The 16,603-nt window shown below is 67.5% G+C and carries 15 protein-coding genes; 8 read left to right on the top strand and 7 right to left on the bottom strand.

Features of this window, described 5'->3' with window-relative positions:
* The first annotated feature begins 284 nt into the window (after window positions 1–284).
* Both ACQR1F_RS02445 and ACQR1F_RS02440 read left to right on the top strand, forming a co-directional pair.
* Complete coding sequence (locus ACQR1F_RS02445) at window positions 285–2,582, top strand: TonB-dependent siderophore receptor (RefSeq protein WP_316239606.1); 2,298 nt, start codon at window positions 285–287, stop codon at window positions 2,580–2,582.
* A gap of 17 nt (window positions 2,583–2,599) precedes the next feature.
* Entirely contained in the window at window positions 2,600–3,772 is a 1,173-nt protein-coding gene (locus ACQR1F_RS02440; protein ID WP_316239605.1) for a PepSY-associated TM helix domain-containing protein, read from the top strand.
* 10 nt (window positions 3,773–3,782) lie between these two features.
* Here ACQR1F_RS02440 and ACQR1F_RS02435 read toward each other — a convergent pair whose 3' ends face one another.
* Window positions 3,783–4,346, bottom strand: coding sequence for an HXXEE domain-containing protein (locus ACQR1F_RS02435; protein WP_316239604.1), 564 nt, complete (start codon window positions 4,344–4,346; stop codon window positions 3,783–3,785).
* Between the two features lie 127 nt (window positions 4,347–4,473).
* Window positions 4,474–4,764 carry a hypothetical protein gene (locus tag ACQR1F_RS02430; RefSeq protein WP_316239603.1) on the bottom strand — a complete coding sequence of 97 codons (291 nt, stop codon included), beginning with the start codon at window positions 4,762–4,764 and terminating at the stop codon, window positions 4,474–4,476.
* Between the two features lie 181 nt (window positions 4,765–4,945).
* Here ACQR1F_RS02430 and ACQR1F_RS02425 point away from each other — a divergent pair, with 181 nt between their 5' ends.
* Complete coding sequence (locus ACQR1F_RS02425) at window positions 4,946–5,551, top strand: TetR/AcrR family transcriptional regulator (protein ID WP_434912484.1); 606 nt, start codon at window positions 4,946–4,948, stop codon at window positions 5,549–5,551.
* A gap of 6 nt (window positions 5,552–5,557) precedes the next feature.
* Here the strand turns inward: ACQR1F_RS02425 and ACQR1F_RS02420 are convergent, their stop codons facing one another.
* Entirely contained in the window at window positions 5,558–5,794 is a 237-nt protein-coding gene (locus tag ACQR1F_RS02420; protein WP_315803778.1) for a hypothetical protein, read from the bottom strand.
* A gap of 122 nt (window positions 5,795–5,916) precedes the next feature.
* Between ACQR1F_RS02420 and ACQR1F_RS02415 the strand changes: the two genes are divergently transcribed.
* Entirely contained in the window at window positions 5,917–6,642 is a 726-nt protein-coding gene (locus ACQR1F_RS02415) for a Crp/Fnr family transcriptional regulator (protein ID WP_315803779.1), read from the top strand.
* A 64-nt stretch (window positions 6,643–6,706) separates the two neighbouring features.
* Here the strand turns inward: ACQR1F_RS02415 and ACQR1F_RS02410 are convergent, their stop codons facing one another.
* From ACQR1F_RS02410 to ACQR1F_RS02400, 3 genes are all read right to left on the bottom strand, one after another.
* Window positions 6,707–7,063 (bottom strand): hypothetical protein, encoded by a 357-nt coding sequence (locus ACQR1F_RS02410; RefSeq protein ID WP_316239601.1) that lies wholly within the window; start codon window positions 7,061–7,063, stop codon window positions 6,707–6,709.
* Between the two features lie 169 nt (window positions 7,064–7,232).
* Window positions 7,233–7,865, bottom strand: coding sequence for a CAP domain-containing protein (locus tag ACQR1F_RS02405; RefSeq protein WP_316179856.1), 633 nt, complete (start codon window positions 7,863–7,865; stop codon window positions 7,233–7,235).
* Between the two features lies 1 nt (window position 7,866).
* On the bottom strand, window positions 7,867–8,187 hold the full coding sequence (locus ACQR1F_RS02400; RefSeq protein ID WP_315803782.1) for a hypothetical protein: 321 nt from the start codon (window positions 8,185–8,187) through the stop codon (window positions 7,867–7,869).
* 205 nt (window positions 8,188–8,392) lie between these two features.
* Between ACQR1F_RS02400 and ACQR1F_RS02395 the strand changes: the two genes are divergently transcribed.
* Together ACQR1F_RS02395 and ACQR1F_RS02390 are read left to right on the top strand one after the other, a co-directional pair.
* Window positions 8,393–9,640 (top strand): multidrug effflux MFS transporter, encoded by a 1,248-nt coding sequence (locus ACQR1F_RS02395; RefSeq protein WP_315803783.1) that lies wholly within the window; start codon window positions 8,393–8,395, stop codon window positions 9,638–9,640.
* 273 nt (window positions 9,641–9,913) lie between these two features.
* Window positions 9,914–10,096, top strand: a complete 183-nt coding sequence (locus ACQR1F_RS02390) for a hypothetical protein (protein WP_316179851.1) — start codon at window positions 9,914–9,916, stop codon at window positions 10,094–10,096.
* Window positions 10,097–10,233: 137 nt separating this feature from the next.
* On the opposite strand, the gene ACQR1F_RS02385 is transcribed toward ACQR1F_RS02390, so the two are convergent.
* Window positions 10,234–12,030: a ShlB/FhaC/HecB family hemolysin secretion/activation protein gene (locus ACQR1F_RS02385; protein WP_434912483.1), complete on the bottom strand. Its 1,797-nt coding sequence runs from the start codon at window positions 12,028–12,030 to the stop codon at window positions 10,234–10,236.
* A gap of 127 nt (window positions 12,031–12,157) precedes the next feature.
* On the opposite strand from ACQR1F_RS02385, the gene ACQR1F_RS02380 reads away from it, so the two are divergent.
* Both ACQR1F_RS02380 and ACQR1F_RS02375 read left to right on the top strand, forming a co-directional pair.
* Window positions 12,158–13,420 carry a FecR family protein gene (locus ACQR1F_RS02380; RefSeq protein ID WP_434912482.1) on the top strand — a complete coding sequence of 421 codons (1,263 nt, stop codon included), beginning with the start codon at window positions 12,158–12,160 and terminating at the stop codon, window positions 13,418–13,420.
* Between the two features lie 152 nt (window positions 13,421–13,572).
* Entirely contained in the window at window positions 13,573–16,323 is a 2,751-nt protein-coding gene (locus ACQR1F_RS02375) for an EAL domain-containing protein (protein ID WP_434912481.1), read from the top strand.
* The last annotated feature ends 280 nt before the right edge of the window (window positions 16,324–16,603 follow it).

Genomic DNA, 16,603 nt, shown 5'->3' with positions numbered 1-16,603 from the left:
GAAAACGAGACCCGCAGCGCTACGTCCGCGGCTCGGGTGGAGCGCTTGTCACCCATCATATCGCGCACGATCATAATCACTCCGCGTCGATCGTGATCATCAAATGCGGAATGCCGCAGAGACGCCGCGACCTGCGCATCTCCGAACCAATTAGAACACTTCAACACCGCATGGCTTAGAGCAATTCAATCCGGCGCGTTGTGTCTTTCGCTGCACTGCGTTGCTAGACGTCGCATCAAGCTGACCGTTCCCTCGAACGGTGCGACGTGGAAGTGCAGTGAACGATGACGAAGTGTGAAGTCCGGCGCGATGCGCGCGCTCGTACCGGCATGCGTGGCGCGATTGCGCTCGTGAGTGCTCTGACCGCAGACATCCTCTGGTCCGCCTCTCCCGTGTTTGCGCAGGCGACGCTGCCGCCGGTGACGGTCGACGTGCCGGCGCCGAAGCGCAAGCCTGCGAGCGCCGCCAGCGCGCCGCAGCGCCAGGCGCGTGCGCTGCCGTCACGGCGCGCAATGCCGCCGCCGATGCCGACACGCGCGGAACGCGCCGCGGCAGAGGCCGCCGTGCTCGACGCTGCAAAGCTCAACTACCGCGCCATGCCGAGCGCGACCACGCTGCGCAGCGGCGCGTCGCCGCTCGACACCGCGCAATCCGTCAACGTCGTGCCCGAGCAGGTCATCAGGGACCAGTTGCCGCGCAACATCGACGATGCGCTCGCCAATATCAGCGGCGTCACCCAGGCCAACACGCTCGCCGGCACGCAGGATGCCGTGATGCGGCGCGGCTTCGGCGACAACCGCGACGGCTCGATCATGCGCAACGGCCTGCCGCTGGTGCAGAGCCGCAGCCTCAATGCGGCCGTGGACAGCGTCGAGGTGCTGAAGGGCCCGGCGTCGCTGCTCTACGGCATCATGGATCCAGGCGGCATCGTCAACACCATCGGCAAGCGCCCCGAGTTGTATCAACACGGCTCGGTCACCCTGCTCGGCTCGGCCTACGCCAACGGCAGGACCGGCGCCGACGGCACGCTCGACGTCACCGGCCCGATCGGCGATGGCGGCCTCGCCTATCGCTTCATCGGCTATGGCGTCAGCGAGGACTATTGGCGAAATTTCGGCCGCCATCGCGAGATGCTGGTGGCGCCGTCGCTCGCCTGGTATGGCGAGACTACGACCGTGCAATTGAACTACGAGCATCGCGAGTTCATCACCCCGTTCGATCGCGGCACGGCCTTCGTCAACGGCGCGCCGCTGGCAATCCCCGCGACGCGGCGGCTCGACGAGCCCTTCAACAACACATGGGGGCAGTCCGACCTGGTCCAGGCCTCGGTCGAGCAGAAGCTCAACGACGATTGGAAGCTCACCGCGGCCTACAGCTACAACACCGAGAGCTCCAGCGCCAACCAGCTGCGCATCACCGCGATCGACGCCAAAGGCCAGGAGACCCGCAGCAATGATGGCACCTGGGGCTCGCTGAGCCGGGTCAGCTACGGCACGTCCTATATTCAAGGCGCCTTCTGGCTCGGCGGCCTGCGCAACGAGGTGCTGTTCGGCGGAGATGCGCAATATCGCACGATCTATCGCCAGGACCTGATCCGCGACAAGGTCACGAGCGTGTTCAATGTCTACAACCCGGTCTACGGGCTGATCCAACCCGGCACGCTGGTCTCGGCCAGCGACAGCGACCAGACCGACAAGCTCGGCCAGTATTCGCTGTTCGTGCAGGACACGCTGCATCTCACCGACAAGCTCTCCTTCGTCGGCGGCGTGCGCTACATGGACTACGAGCAGATCGCCGGCCGCGGCCGACCGTTCAAGGCCAATACCGACGTCGCCGCCGACACCGTGCTGCCGCTCGGCGGCGCCATCCTCAAGCTCAACGACCAGCTCTCGCTCTATGCCAGCTACACGCAGTCGCTGAAGCCGAACTCGACGATCGCGCCGCTCACCGGCGGCGTCGTGCTCGGCTCCAACATCGCGCCCGAGCAGGGCACGGCGTGGGAGACCGGCTTCAAGTTCGATCTCGACAAGAGGCTGTCTGGCACCGTCGCGGTCTACGACATCGACAAGCAGAACGTGCTGGTGTCGCAGACCAATGCCAGCAGCGTCGTCGAATACACCACCGCCGGCAAGGTGCGCTCGCGCGGCGCCGAGGTCGACGTCACCGGCAAGATCGCCGAGCACTGGACCATGATCGGCAGCTACGGCTACACCGATGCCAGGGTCACGGACGACCCGGTCTATCGCGGCAACCGGCTGCAGAACGTCGCGCTCAACACCGCCTCGCTTTACCTCGTCTACGAGTTCGGCACGGCGCTGCCCGGCCAGCTCAGGCTCGGCGGCGGCGCGCGCTATGTCGGCGACCGCGCCGGCGACGCCGCCAACAGCTTCGTGCTGCCGTCCTACGTCGTCGCCGACGTGTTCGCGAGCTACGAGACCAGGCACCATGACCTGCCGGTGATCTACCAGCTCAACGTCAAGAACCTGTTCGACAACGTCTACTACCCCTCGGCCAACAGCGCGCTGACCGTCGCGGTCGGCGATGCGAGGCGGGTGTCGCTGTCGGCCACGGTGAAGTTCTGAGCCAAGGAGAAGCGTGCGTGACGTCCTTCATCAAACCGGCGCTGCTGCAGATCCACTCTGTCCTGGGTCTTGCGGCCGCGCTGATCCTCTCCTTCATGGGCATCACCGGCGCGATCATGAGTTTCGAGGACGAGATCCAGGCCGGTCTCAACGCCAGACTGTCCCACGTCGCGCCGCGTTCGGAAGCGCCGCTTTCGCCCGCCGAGCTGATGGCGCGGCTGCAGGCCGACCCGGCGATCGGCAAGGTCTCCGCGATCACGCTGTCGCGCGATCCCTCCGCCGCCGCGCGCGTCCGCTTCGCGCGCAAGGATGACGGCGGCCATCCCTCCTCGCTGCTGGTCGATCCCTATGACGGCCGCGTGCTCGGTGAGCCCCGCGGCGAGGCGTTCTTCACGACCGTGCGCCACCTACATCGCTGGCTGCTGCTGCCCGGCGACGGCAACGGCGCCGGCCGGCAGATCACCGGCGCCGCCGTGCTCGGCCTCGTCGTGCTGCTGATCACGGGCATCGTGCTGCGCTGGCCGCGCCGCGCCACGAGCGCGAACGCGTGGCTGAAGCCGCAGCTCGGACTGAGCGGACGCGGCCTGCATCGCTCGCTGCACAGCGTGATCGGCACATGGGTGCTGCCGGTCTACCTGGTGATCGCGCTGACCGGGCTGTCCTATTCCTACGCCTGGTACAAGGCCGGGCTGACCGCGCTGCTCGCGCCGGCGACATCAGGAGCATCGATGCCCGGCAAAGCTCCGCGCGAGGGCCGCTCCGGGTCTGCGGACGCGAAGCCTGTCGCGCTCGATCTGGTGTGGGCCACGTTGCGCGAGCAGATCGGGGATCGCTTCGCGGTGATGCAGCTCACCTTGCCGGCGGCCGCCGGCGCGGCGGTGCGCGTGCGCGCCTGGCCGAGCGAGGCGCATGACGGCCGGCGCGACGAATTCCGTATCGACGGCGCGACGGGCCGGCTGCTCGCGGCCGAGCGTTACGCCGACAAGACCGCCGGCGAGCGCGTGCTCGCCCGCATCCTGGATATCCACCGCGGCAGCATTCTCGGCTGGCCCGGCCAGCTCGCCTTCATGCTCGCTGCCGCGCTGATGCCGCTGTTCGCCGTAACGGGCACGCTGCTCTATCTGTCGCGGCGGCGCTTGCGGCGGCCGGCGCAGCCGGCACGCGCCATCCAGCTCGTTCCGGGCGAATGAGGCCGCGCGCTCAGGCCACGGCGCGGGCCCGCGACGCGCGCCGGATGGCGTTGGCGGCGATGATGATATGCAGCAGCAGCGACAGGCCGAAGCCAAGGGCATGCTGCGCCGCCGTGGCCGGGATCGTCAGCACGGTGACGAGGCCGAGCGGAATGAACAGGACGATGCCGGTGACGAGGCCAGGATTGTAGCCGCGAAAACGCAGCGCCGGGCCGATATGGCCGAGCGCGTTGACGAGCATCAGATAGGGCGCGACCAGCGCCCAGGCCGGGCCGGCGATCCAGGCGACGTAGAGCGCAATCAGGTCGATGCCCCAGACCGCGCCGCAATTGACCCAAAGCACGTCGCCGGTGGTCAGCGCCTCGCGGCCGCCGAACATCACGGTGTTGACGAAGCTGCGGAAGCGGTCGCCGGTGTGCTCCTCGACCTGGTGGATCATGTAGCCCGGCGAATGCAGGAAGATCAGCAGCAGCGCGAGCGGCCAGTCGGCCGCCAGCAGCGGCACCAACGCCAGCAGCGCCGCGGCCATGAACACGGCGCCGGCAACCCAGTGACGGGTGAGAAGCTCCAGCATCACCTAGTGATGCGCGAGTCGGCCGAACTTGCCAAGCCGGGTTGCCCCGGAGCGACGCCGCCTGCTCCGGGAGGCTGCGGCCTGATGTCCCATCGCAGCCGCCAAACCTTGCGGGGCGCGGCGCGACCTACTTCAGCAGCACCAGGCATTCGCCGGCCGGCGCGGCGTTGGCGCGGGCAGTGTCGCGATCGAGCCTGCCGGCCATCACCAGCGGCCTGACACGCTCGACGATGACGTCCTTGACGACGCTGTCCGGGCCGATGGCCGGCGCAGACGCGTCGTAGATCTGCTTCGCCACCGGCGACAGCTTGGCGGCACAGCTGTCGGCGGCGGCGCGGTTGCCGGCCAGCGCGGCCTGCGACAGAAGACATTGGGAGACGGCGATGAATGTGACAAACGGGAATGCGACGCGCAGCATGGCAATCAGTCCTTCGTTCAAATGAGGTTCAGCCCGGCGCAAGCAGGCCCGGTCCGGAGCACATCCACTCATTGTCCGGCCGCCTGCATGCGGGCTCTGATCTAACCCGAGCCGGCAGCAACGCCTACTCGATTTCGCCCGTCCGCCCGCCGAGGTTCAGACCGTGCAGCAAGCTCCTGAAATGCTTCGAAAAACCCCGGTGCAGAAGCGCACGCGGCAGACCCTCGACGTGATCTTCGAGGCAACCGCTCAACTTCTGCAGAGCGGCGGCGGCAAGGGCCTGAGCACGAACGCCATCGCCGAGCGCGCGGGCTTCTCGATCGGCACGCTCTACAGCTATTTCAGGGACAAGACCTCACTGTTGCGTGCGCTGGTGCTGCGCGAGTTCGCTCGCCAGGAGGCGGAGTTCGGGGAGGCGCTGGAGGCGCATCGCGGGCTTGGACGCGAGGCGATCGTGCGCGCAGCGGTGCGCCAGGGCTTCGCCCCGTTCGCCGGCCGCCACCGTGTGCGGCGCTATCTGCTCGGCCTGCTGGGCAATGACGCGGAGCTGCAGAAGGCGCTGCACGAGATGGTGGACCGCATGACCGAACGGCTGATCCAGACGGTGGGATTGCGGAGCGAGGCGATGCCGGCCGCGCGGCGCTTCATCCTGGTCCGCGCTGCGCTGGGCCCGATCCGGGCTGCCGTCATGCGCGAGCATCGCCTCGTCGGCACGCGCGAGCTCGAGGACGAACTGGTGCGGCTGATGCTGTTCCTGCTGGAGCCGGATCCCGCCAGATCGTCATGAGAGCCGTCACGAGGGGCGGTCGGGCTTCGCGGCCGCCAGCCGCTCCGCGAGCTTCCTCAAGGCCTCCTCCGAGGCCGGCCGGCTCTGGAACTCGCGGATCGCGCGCGACAGCTCCTGATCCGACATCGGATGCGCCGGCTGCTTGATGCGGCCGTCGGCGAGGGCAGCTGCGATGGTTTCGATATGCGGCCCCGTGCCACCGAACAATTGGCGGAGCCGGGAGAGGAACGCGATGTGGGGCACGGCTGTTCTCCCGATGCGGCGACCGGCAACTTCGACCGCATCTGCTGAAAGCCACCTTAGTCGGCATCGCCGGCTCCGTCGTCTCATTTGATACAAAACAGCGCCCGGACGGTACGATTTTCATGGATGCGGACCGGATCGTCACCGAGAAGCTCAGGGAGCATTCGAAGCTGACCGGCGAGGACATCGCCGAGATCCGGCATTTCAGCTTCGCTTTGCGCGAGCTTGCCGATCAGGAGGACCTCATCCGCCAGGGCGACGAGCCGGACCGTTCCGTCGTCGTGATCTCCGGATGGGTGGCGCGCTATCACCTGCTGTCCGGCGGCCAGCGGCAGTATCTCTCCTTTCACATGCCGGGTGACTGGCCCGACGCCCAGGCGATCTTCCTCGACCGCATGGATCACGCCGTCTGCGCGATCGGGCCGGCGGTGGTGGCGAGCATTGCGCACAAGGAGCTGACCCGCGCGATCAGCCGACGGCCGACGCTCGGCTTTGCGATCTGGCGCGAGACGCTGATCGATGCGTCGATCTTCCGCGAGGCCATCACCAACAACAGCGCGCGGAGCAAGCCGGCGCGCATGGCGCACATGTTCTGCGAACTGTTCTATCGCGCCCGCGCGCTCGGACACGTCCGGGACGATCAGTTGCAGTTGCCGGTCAGCCTCGTGCAGCTCGGCGAGGCGCTGGGCATGGCGATCGCGACGGTCAACCGCACGCTGCTCGAGCTGCGCGCCAGCCGCGCGGTCGATTTCCGCAGCGGCATGCTGACGGTGCACGACTGGACGCGGCTATGCGCGATCGGCGAGTTCGATCCCGGCTATCTGCACCTGAAGAAGCAGCCGCGCTGAGGCACAGGTCTCAGCGCGGCGAAGTACGTGGGCTCGTCGAGCCCACCTCTCGCGCCGCCTCAGGTCAGGCGGCGACCTTGGTGATCAGCTTGACCGCGTAGGCGTAGGGCCCGTTCGGGCTCTTCTCGGCGATCCAGGCGCAATGCCAGTCGGAGCCGTAGCGCAAGCCCGTGTCCCATCCCGAGCCGCCGCCGTGCTCGTTGTCCCACGACCAGGCCTTGCGGTCCTTCTGAGGATCGGAAGGGAAGCTGCTGCCGCTGTAGACGGAGATCTGCCCCTGCTGCGCGCGGAACGGCGCGTTCGTGCTCCATTTGAGCCACAGATTGCCCTGCTCCTCGTAGGACGTGAGCGACCATTGGTAGGGCGCCGAGACGGTCTGCGGATTGGTGCTGGTGGCCGAGGTCTGCTCAATGACTGCCATGATGGTCTCCGTTCAAAATGAGATGAAAAATCTTCACGATACTGGCTGTCCAAAAGACAACCATTGCTTGCATATCCGACGAAACTCGCCTCGGCAACAAGCCTTCCTCGCACAACGGCGTGATCGCGCGGCGGGCGTCGCGTTCAGCCATGGCCGCAGGTCACTGCGCTCAGATGCAGAGACCGATCACCTTGATGCTGAGGTGGCAGTCCTTGGCGGAGGACGCCGGCTTGGCGCCCCAGCGCGTCACCGGCCTGGCGTCGCCCTTCCCGGATCGTGTCGCCGTCTGCGCGACCACGGCCTTGCCCTTGCTCTTCGGAGCGCCCTTCGGCTTCTCGGCGTCGTAGTCGCCCGCGATCACCATCGCCCAATAGGTGCGCTTGCCGCTGGCATTCCTTGCGCTGGCGATGCCGACCTTGGTCGCCTTCGGCAGCAGCAGGTTCTTGCGGTGCCCCGCCGAGTTGATCCACTGCCCCAGCGTCTTGTCGAAATTGTCATAGCCGTAGGCGATGTTCTCGGCGGCGCGGCCGGCCTTCGACGGCGCGACGCGGCGGGTGAAGGGAGCGAGCACCTCGTGGCTGAGATCGTCCTTATCGGCCATCGCGCGCGCCTGCTCCATCGCGATGCGGTCGAGCGTCGCGTCGCGCGTCACGCGGCCTTCGCCATGGGCGAGCCGGAACGCCGAGATCTGGTCGGCCGGCGCGGCGTCGCCGGCCCGCGCCGCGGACGCTGCGGTCGTGGCGAACAGCGCCGCGATCAGGAGAGTGCGGAAGCCGCGCAGCATGAGATGAAGCATCGGCATGCTAGTCCACCCTCTCGAGCGCATAGACGTCGATCGTCGGCTCCTCATAGGGATGCGCACTGCGGATCGCCTGGATCACGGACCTCAGCCTGTCCCCGGCGCACACGGCCTCGATGCGCTCCTCCTCGACCGTCTCGAGCCGGCCGACCGCGCCGATCGCCGGGTTGGCGCCGGCGAGCGGGCGAAACCGGCCGGTGCCCTTCGAGGTAAACGAACAATGATCATAGTTGCCGATGCGGCCGGCGCCGGCCTCGCCCATCGCGTGGCGCACGGCGTCACCCGCCGCTTCCGGGACATGGACGACGATCTTGTAGGTCTTCATGCGGGCCTGGATCCGGACGTCGATCACACGGCCGTTACCATCGCGGCGCCGCCGGCGCAATTTTCAGCGGCTCACGGGCAGTCACAATCACGCCAACGCCGGCGCCGGTGAGCAGCCATTCCGAAACACGCCTTGTGCGACGCAGCAAACCCGATATTTATCGGTGCTCTCTCCCGCATTCCCAACACCGTGGAAGGCCCGCGCCTTGGCTGATACCAGTGCCGACACCATCGAGATCGTCCGCCACCGGCCGATGGGCTTCACCGAATTCGTCATCGTGGTCGCGGCGATCATGGCGCTCAATCCGCTGGCGATGGACATGATGCTGCCGGCGCTGCCGAACATCGGCGCCTCGTTCCATATCGACATCGCCAACCGGCTGCAGACGGTGCTGTCGGCCTTCGTCATCGGCTTCGGCCTCGGCCAGTTCGTGATCGGCCCGCTGTCCGACAGCTTCGGCCGGCGCCCGGTGCTGATCGGCGGCATGGTGCTGTATGCGGTCGCCAGCCTGCTCGCGATCGCCGCCCCGTCCTTCGAGATGCTGCTGCTGGCGCGCGCGCTGGAAGGCCTCGGCACCGCGGCGACGCGCGTGATCGCGACCTCGATCGTGCGCGACTGCTATGCCGGCCGCCGCATGGCGAGCGTGGTCTCGCTGGCGATGATGGTGTTCATCGCCATTCCCGTGATCGCACCGTCGTTCGGCCAGGCCGTGATGCTGCTGACGCAGTGGCGCGGCATCTTCGTGGTGCTGACCTTGTACGGCATCGTCACCTTGCTGTGGACCGCGATGCGGCTGCCCGAGACGCTGCCCGAGAGCGAGCGCAAGCCGTTCTCGGTCAAGGAGATCATCGCGGCCTTCCGCAACACCCTCACCAACCGCCAGACGCTCGGCTATGCGCTCGCCGCGAGCGGCATCTTCGGCGCCGTGCTCGGCTATGTGCTGTCCTCGCAGCAATTGTTCACCGGCGTCTATCATCTCGGCCGCTACTTCCCGCTCGCCTTCGCGGCGATCGCGGTGACCATAGCTGTCGCCGGCTTCCTCAATGCCCGCCTCGTCGGGCGGCTCGGCATGCGCATGATCTCGCATGGCGCGCTGGTCGGCAGCGTCGTCATCGCGCTGGCCTGTTTCAGCGCGGCGGTTCTCGGCATGCTGCCGCTGTGGCTGTTCATGCTGCTGTCGGCGGGCATGATGTTCACGTTCGGCCTGATGTTCGCGAACTTCACCGCGCTGGCGATGGAGCCGCAACGGGCGAATGCCGGCACGGCGTCCTCGCTCTACGGCTCAATCACGACCCTGCTCGGCATGGCCGCCGGCGCCGTCGTCGGCCAGGCCTTCGACGGCAGCGCGTTGCCGTTCGCGGCTGGCTTCCTGGCCTGCACGTCGAGCGCGCTGGTCATCGTCCTGATCACCGAGAAGGGCCGGCTGTTCCACGGCCATGGCAAGCCGGTCTAGATCTGAGGCACTTGGCTGATCCGAGCGGTCAACCACGCTCTCATTTCGCCTCGCTCCATCGGGAGAGGTCGGTGCGTAGCTCCGGTTGATGGGCCGCGTCCTTCGGCACGGAGATTTTTCGATCGGACGCACGGGCAGACTGCGTTGCATCCGCTACACCCAACTTCTTCTGCTATGTGGTAACTTGGCATGCCGATACTGTGCGTGAAGACCTCCGGGACATCACCAGAATTCTGATGGGACATTCGGTGTCCGCGAGTGAAGGCTCAATCAATGGACACCGTCTACGTGATCCTGCTGATCACGACCCTCGTTCTGGGGTTCGTCGCAACCGTCCTATGGGGGCCAGACTTTGAGTGGTTTGGGCGCGATGTTGAGGCCGCTTACATCTTCAAGCTGGTCAGCGTCGGGCTGATCGTGTTCTTCCTGATCGCGATCACGTTCGGCCTCATCTGAGACCCCGGAAACCCCAACGGCGTGGTACGCCGGAGGCGGGTAGTCACGATGAACGCATCATCGATTGCGTCTGATGCAGTCCGTCCTCGCCAAACGGGAGAAGCGGACATCCGCCGCCGCACCGATCCCGCCAGTTCTCAGATGCAGGGGCCCTGCCCGCGCTGCGGGCACAGCTTGAGCACGCTCGACAGCGTCAGAAGCAGGCGCGCGCTGCGCGTTGTGTTGTCGGGGGCACGGTAGCTGAGCGGCGCGGCGACGCCGAGGTCGGCGCGCCAGTCGTTCGGGAAGGTGAAGCGGATCCCGGCTCCCGCCGAGGTCAGCGCCACGCCGTCCGACGGCCGGAAGCCGTCGTTCCAGGCGAGCCCGGCATCGAAGAAACCGTAGAGCTGGTAGCTCGTGAGATATTGCCAGTTCGGCTTCTGCTCGAAGCGGACCTCGAACGTGCCGGCGACGCCGTTGTCGCCGCTGATCTCGGCGCTGCCATAGCCGCGGCCATAGGCGAGGCCGCCGAGATAGAACTGCTGCGAATTGTACAGCGGACCCGAAGCGAGCTGGCCGGCGGCCGCGAGCTTCAGCGACCACGCCTCGGACAATGTCTGATAGCGCGCGAACCAGCCGCTGAAGACCGAGAAGCTCGGCGAGGCGCCCGCGCGCGATGCGAGGGGATCGTCGAGCGGCGTCGCCCCGAACGCGTTCAGGCCCTGCCGGTACGCCGCCGTCAGGTAGCTGTCGCCGCCGACATCATCCTTCCAGCGGTAGTCGGCAGTGAAGGTCAGCGTCCGCACGCGATCGCGATACCAGATGCCGAACAGGTCGCGCTCGGTCACGTCGCTGAAGGCGGCCGCGAGATTGAGCTTCAGCGAGGCGCGCTGCGACTGGATCGGCACGAGGCCGCCGCGCAGCTCGAGCGTCTCGGTCACCGTGTTGTCGTTGAACAGCCGTCTCCGGTCGCCCGGCCGCACCTCGCTGTACAGCGCGGAGGCGCCGACATAGGCGCCGTCGGTGCCGACCGGCACCTCATAGGACAGCCGGCCGAAGGCGAGCTGGCGCGGATCTCCCGGCGTCGTCGACAGGTTGGCGGTGAGCGTGTCGCCCGGCAGCAGATAGGAGTTGAAGGCGGCCGTGGCGTAGTTCTGCCAGGGACCGACGGTCGACGAGCCGAGATTGTCGACGCCGGCGAAGCCGTAGACGTGCCAGGTCTGCAGCTCGATCACCAGGCGGAACCGGCCGGTGGTGCCGCCGATCTCCTCCAGCGCGGAATCGACCAGACGGACGCCGCTGCGGCCGTTGATCAGCAGCAACTGCCGCTCCAGCGTCTCCAGCCGTGACGGCTGCTCGGCCAGCACGGGGGCGAGCATCGGCCGGATGCCGAACTCTTCCGCGCCGGCACCCTTCAAGGTCACCTCGGTGATGCTGCCTTCGAGGATCTGGATCCGCACCCGGCCATCGCGGATGTCCTGCGGCGGTACGATCGCACGGCTGAGATGATAGCCGGCGGCGCGGTACTGATCGCTGATCGCGGTCGTGATCGCGGCGAGGTCAGCCTGCGACACCGGCTTACCGAGATAGGGCTGATAGCTCGCGGCGAGCTGCTCGGCGGGCAGCGCGGACGCCCCCGTCAGCGTGACGCCGCGCATGGTGAACAAGGGCTTGCGATCGCCGCCACCCTGAGGCGCGAATTGCGGCGCTCGCGGCCGCGGCGGCGGCTGCGTCAACCGCGACTGCTGCTCGTCGAAATATCGCTCGGTCTGCCGCGGGTCGAAGCTCGGCTGGCTGACCTGCTGCGCCTGGGCCGTCGCTGCAAACAGCGACGCGGACAGGGAAATGCCGGCGGCGATCGCGGTTCGATGCAGCCGTCGCGAGCCGTGCGGTCCGGCCGCGACGTCGCGCCAACCCGCAGTCCTCCCAGTTCCGTCGACACAACCAGCGCGCATGCCTCGTTTCTAGTTTGTTAAGGTCAACGAAGCGTAAATGCGTGAGGGAAACGCGGCTGCAACTCCTAAGGGTCTCTTGAAACATTTCGATTAGTTTCAAAAGCCGCCAACGACGCGAGTTCGTGCCATGTCATTCAAGCGCTTCCTGATCCCGGGACTGATCGCCGCGTGCCTTTTCGGTGCGGCGCCGGCCGCACTCGCGGCCGACGGTGAGCCGTGGCTGGTGAGCAAATCGTCCGGCGAGGTCTGGGTCACCACCCAGGGCGCAGCGCAGGTGTCGCTCGGTCGCGAGGACCCGCTGAAGCCAGGCGATACGATCCGCACCGGGCCGACCGGCCGCGTCCGGCTGACCCGCGGCGCCGAGACGATCGTGATCGCGCCGAACTCCGAAGTCGGTCTCCCCGCCGCGGCCAGGGACGGCATGGCGACGACCATCCTGCAGCGCGCCGGCTCGATCCTGCTCGACGTCGAGAAGCGCAACGTCCAGCATTTCGAGGTCGAGACGCCCTATCTCGCCGCCGTGGTGAAGGGCACGCAGTTCAGCGTCACGATCTCCGGCCGCAGCACCAAGGTCGAGGTCAGCCGCGGCCAGGTGCAGGTGTCGGATTTCAAGACCGGCCAGATTGCCCAGGTGATGCCCGGCCAGGCCGCCACCGCCTTTGCGACCGGCCGCTCCGGCCTCAGCCTGTCCGGCGCCGGCACCTTCAGCCCGATCGAGCAGGGCCCGCCGCGCGCCTCCACCATCGATCGCGTTCCGGTGCCGCGCGACGGCCTGCAGGCGCCGCGCGAGGCCAAGGGCAGCGTGATCCACGCGCTGAACGTCAACGGCCCGCCCGCGCGTCCGGGCACAACGGTCGCCGCTCAGCGGCATTCTGCGACCGGATTCGGCGGCGCGAAGCCCGGCGTGGTGCGGATCTCGTCATCGATCGGCGAGGTCAATTTGAACATCCAGAAGGCGACGCGCGGCCTCGCCCATGGCGCCCATACGCCGGCCGCAGGTGCAGGACGAAGCACCGCCTGGAATGATGCGCGCGGCAACAGCGGCAATTCGACGAGCAACTCGGCGACCGCGAACGGCTCGTCGGGAGATTCCTCAATCGCGGCCGCCGTCACCGCGGCGATCGGTTCGCCGAGCGGATCCGCCAGCGCCAATGCGGCCGGCAATGGCGACGCCGGCAATGGCAACGGTAACGGTGGCAGCCGCGGCAGCAACAATGGCGGAAGTGGCAACGGCAACAACGGCCAGGGCAACAACGGCCAGGGCAACAACGGCAACGGCAACGGCGGCAACGGCAACAGCGGCAACGGCAACAGCGGAAACAGCGGTCACGGCAATAGCGGCAACCATGGCAACGGCAATGCCTACGCTTACGGTCACAACAAGAACTGAGGATCCGCCATCGAGCGTCACGCCGACGTCATGCGTGCTCATGGGGGGAGCGCAGGCCAGCAGGGATCCTGATGGCTCTGTGCGCGGAGCGGGATGAGATTGGGATCGACGTGGCACGCAGTCATTCGAGAGACGGGACGTTCAGGCGGTTCATGCCGCATATTCTGGTCGTCGTTGCGCTGCTGACGGTCGGCCTGTCGGGCGGCCACGAGCTGGTGAGCAACGCCCTCGTCGATCTGCGCTTTCGCCTCGACAACCGCCCCGCCAGCGGCGAGATCGCGGTGGTCGCGATCGACCCGCGCTCGATCGAAGCCATCGGCGTCTGGCCGTGGCCACGGACCCAGCATGCGCGCCTGCTCGAGCAGTTGCAGCGCGCCGGCGTCCGCGACGTCGCCTTCGACGTGGATTTCAGCACACCGTCCGACGCGGCCGGCGATCAGGCGTTCCTGACCGCGCTGCAGAATGCCAAGAGCTCGGTCGTGTTGCCGGCCTTCAGGCAGCTCGATGCGGCCGGGAAGGACACCGCCGTTCACCTCAACCGGCCGCTGCCGCAATTCGAGCAGCTCGCATGGTCGGCCTTCGTGAATATCGAGGTGGCGCGCGATGGCCGCGTCAGAAGCTATGCTTTCGGCGAATATTGCGAGACCGGCGGGGGCAAAACCTTCCTGCAATCCATGGGCGCGTTCCTCGCCGGCAGCGATGCGGTCAAGGACAGCTCCTTCCTGGTCGACTACGGCATCGATCTGTCGTCGCTGCCGCGGGTGTCGTATGTCGACGTCCTCCGTGGCGACGCGGCGGCGCTGGCCCGGATCAAGGACAAGCGGGTGATCGTCGGCGCCACCGCGATCGAGCTCGGCGACTACTACAGCGTGCCGAACGGCCGCGTCCTGCCCGGCGTCATGCTGCAGGCGCTGGCGGCCGAATCGATCATTCAGCACCGCACCCTGCTCTCGACGTCGACGGCGGCCACCCTGGGCGGCCTGCTGCTGATCGTCATCATCATGCTGGCGAGCTGGCGGCACCTCTCGGCGGCGCGGCGCGCGCTGCTGATCGCCATGATCAGCGTCCTGATCGAGGCCGTGGCGCTGCTGCTGCACGACCGCTACGCCCTGGTGCTCGACACCTCGATGCTGCAGATCGCGCTGGTCGCCTATCTCGCGGCCACGGCCCTCGACGAGATCGACTTCCGCGGCCTGCTGCGGCACGTCGCCGAGAGCCGTTTCGAGCGGATCGCGATGTCGATCGGCGACGGGCTGGTCTGTACCGACCGCGACCGGCGCATCACGGTGTGGAATCCGGGCGCGGTCGCGATCTTCGGCTACGGTGCCGGCGAGATCATCGGCCAGCCCTTCGCGCGTCTGCGCGCCGACGGCAGCGACACCCATGACCTGTTTCCGCAGCAGGAGGCGGCGCTGCCGGCGACGTTGATGCCCGGCGGATCCACCATCGAGTTCGACGGCCGGCGCAAGGACGGCGAGGTGTTTCCGGTCGAGGCGAGCTTCTCCGCCTGGCAGGGCGCCGACGGCCTGCAATATGGCGTGATCCTGCGCGACATCTCGGCGCGCAAGCGCGAGGCCGAGCGCATCCGCTACCTCGCCGAGCACGACACGCTGACCGCGCTGATCAACCGCAACACGCTGCAGAGCGAGCTCGCCGCCATGATCGCGACCGCGGATGCCGCGTCCGACCGCGTGGCGCTGCTGGTGGTCGGGCTCGATGCCTTCCAGCGCATCAACGACATGCTCGGCCACGCCTTCGGCGACGGCGTCTTGCGCGCGGCGGCCGAGCGGCTGCGCACCGAGATCGGCAGCATGGGCCGCGTCGCCCGGCTCAGCGGCGACGAGTTCGCCGTCGCCATTCCCTGCTCCGCCATCGGCGGCACGGTGGCCGAGCTCGCCGATCACCTGTCGCATTTGTTCGAGGCGCCGCTGGACGCGGGCACGCGCCAGCAGCGCGTCAAGGTCACCCTCGGCGTCGCGGTGCATCCCGAGGGCGGGCACTCGGCAGACGAGTTGCTCAGCAATGCCCACCTTGCCCTCTGTCGCGCCAAGATGGACCGGCGGGGCGGCCATGTGCTGTTCGAGAGCGCCATCCGCCACGAGCTCGAGCAGAGATTGACGCTGGAGGCGGAGCTTGCGCTCGCCGTCGAGCGGAACGAATTCGAGCTGTTCTACCAGCCGCAGGTGGAGCTGTTGGACGGCCGCGTGATCGGCGCCGAGGCGCTGATCCGTTGGCGTCACCCGACCCGCGGCCTCGTGCCTCCCGGTGATTTCATTCCGGTCGTCAACACCTCGCATCTTTCCGAGGCGGTTGCGACCTGGGTCATGGCCACCGCCTGCCGGCAGGCGCGGGACTGGCAGCTCGCCGGCCACGACATTCGCGTCGGCGTCAACCTCTCGCCGTCCCAGTTCCAGTCCGGCGACCTCGCGGCCTTCGTCAGCAAGCTGCTCACCTCGACCGGCCTGTCGCCGCGCCTGCTCGAGCTCGAAGTCACCGAGGACATCCTGCTGCACGACGAACCCGGCGTGCTGCAGACGTTCAACCGGCTGCAGGCACTCGGCGTCAGCCTGGTGTTCGACGATTTCGGCACCGGCTATGCAAGCCTGAGCTATCTGAAGAAATTCCCGCTCGACGGGCTCAAGATCGACCGCTCCTTCGTGCGCGACGTGCTGACCCAGGCCGACGACGCGGCCATCGTCGGCTCGACGGTCAGCCTGAGCAAGCAGCTCGGCCTGTCGGTGATCGCCGAGGGCATCGAGAACGCGGCGACGGCCGAGTTCCTGCTGCGGCTCGGCTGCGAGCAGGGACAAGGCTATCACTTCGGCAAGCCGATGCCGGCAGCGGATTTCACGCAGCGGTTCCTGCAGGTGCACGAGGACACACGCCAAGCCGGCGCGGCGTGAGGTGAGATGGCGGGATTGATGCGAGCGGATGGGCCATGCGTGTGCACGCTCGCATCTCTCGCGTGTCGAGCACTAATCCACCGTTATGTCCGGGCGCCCAGTTCAAGGTTGGGCCCATGCGAGCGCCTGACTCACTGATCCGTCATGGCCGGGCTTGACCCGGCCATCCAGCTCCTTGAACGGCTTTCCGTTGAAGGGATGGATGCCCGGGTCAAGCCCGGGCATGACGAGCTGACTAGCGGGTGCCACGGACGAACGAGAGAGTGCGATGAGCGCTTCG

Origin of the sequence: Bradyrhizobium sp. HKCCYLS3013 (genome assembly GCF_051167615.1) — a bacterium.
Classification (GTDB): Bacteria; Pseudomonadota; Alphaproteobacteria; order Rhizobiales; family Xanthobacteraceae; genus Bradyrhizobium.
The sequence above is the reverse complement of the archived record's forward strand: the minus strand, read 5'-3'. Positions and strand labels throughout refer to the sequence as shown.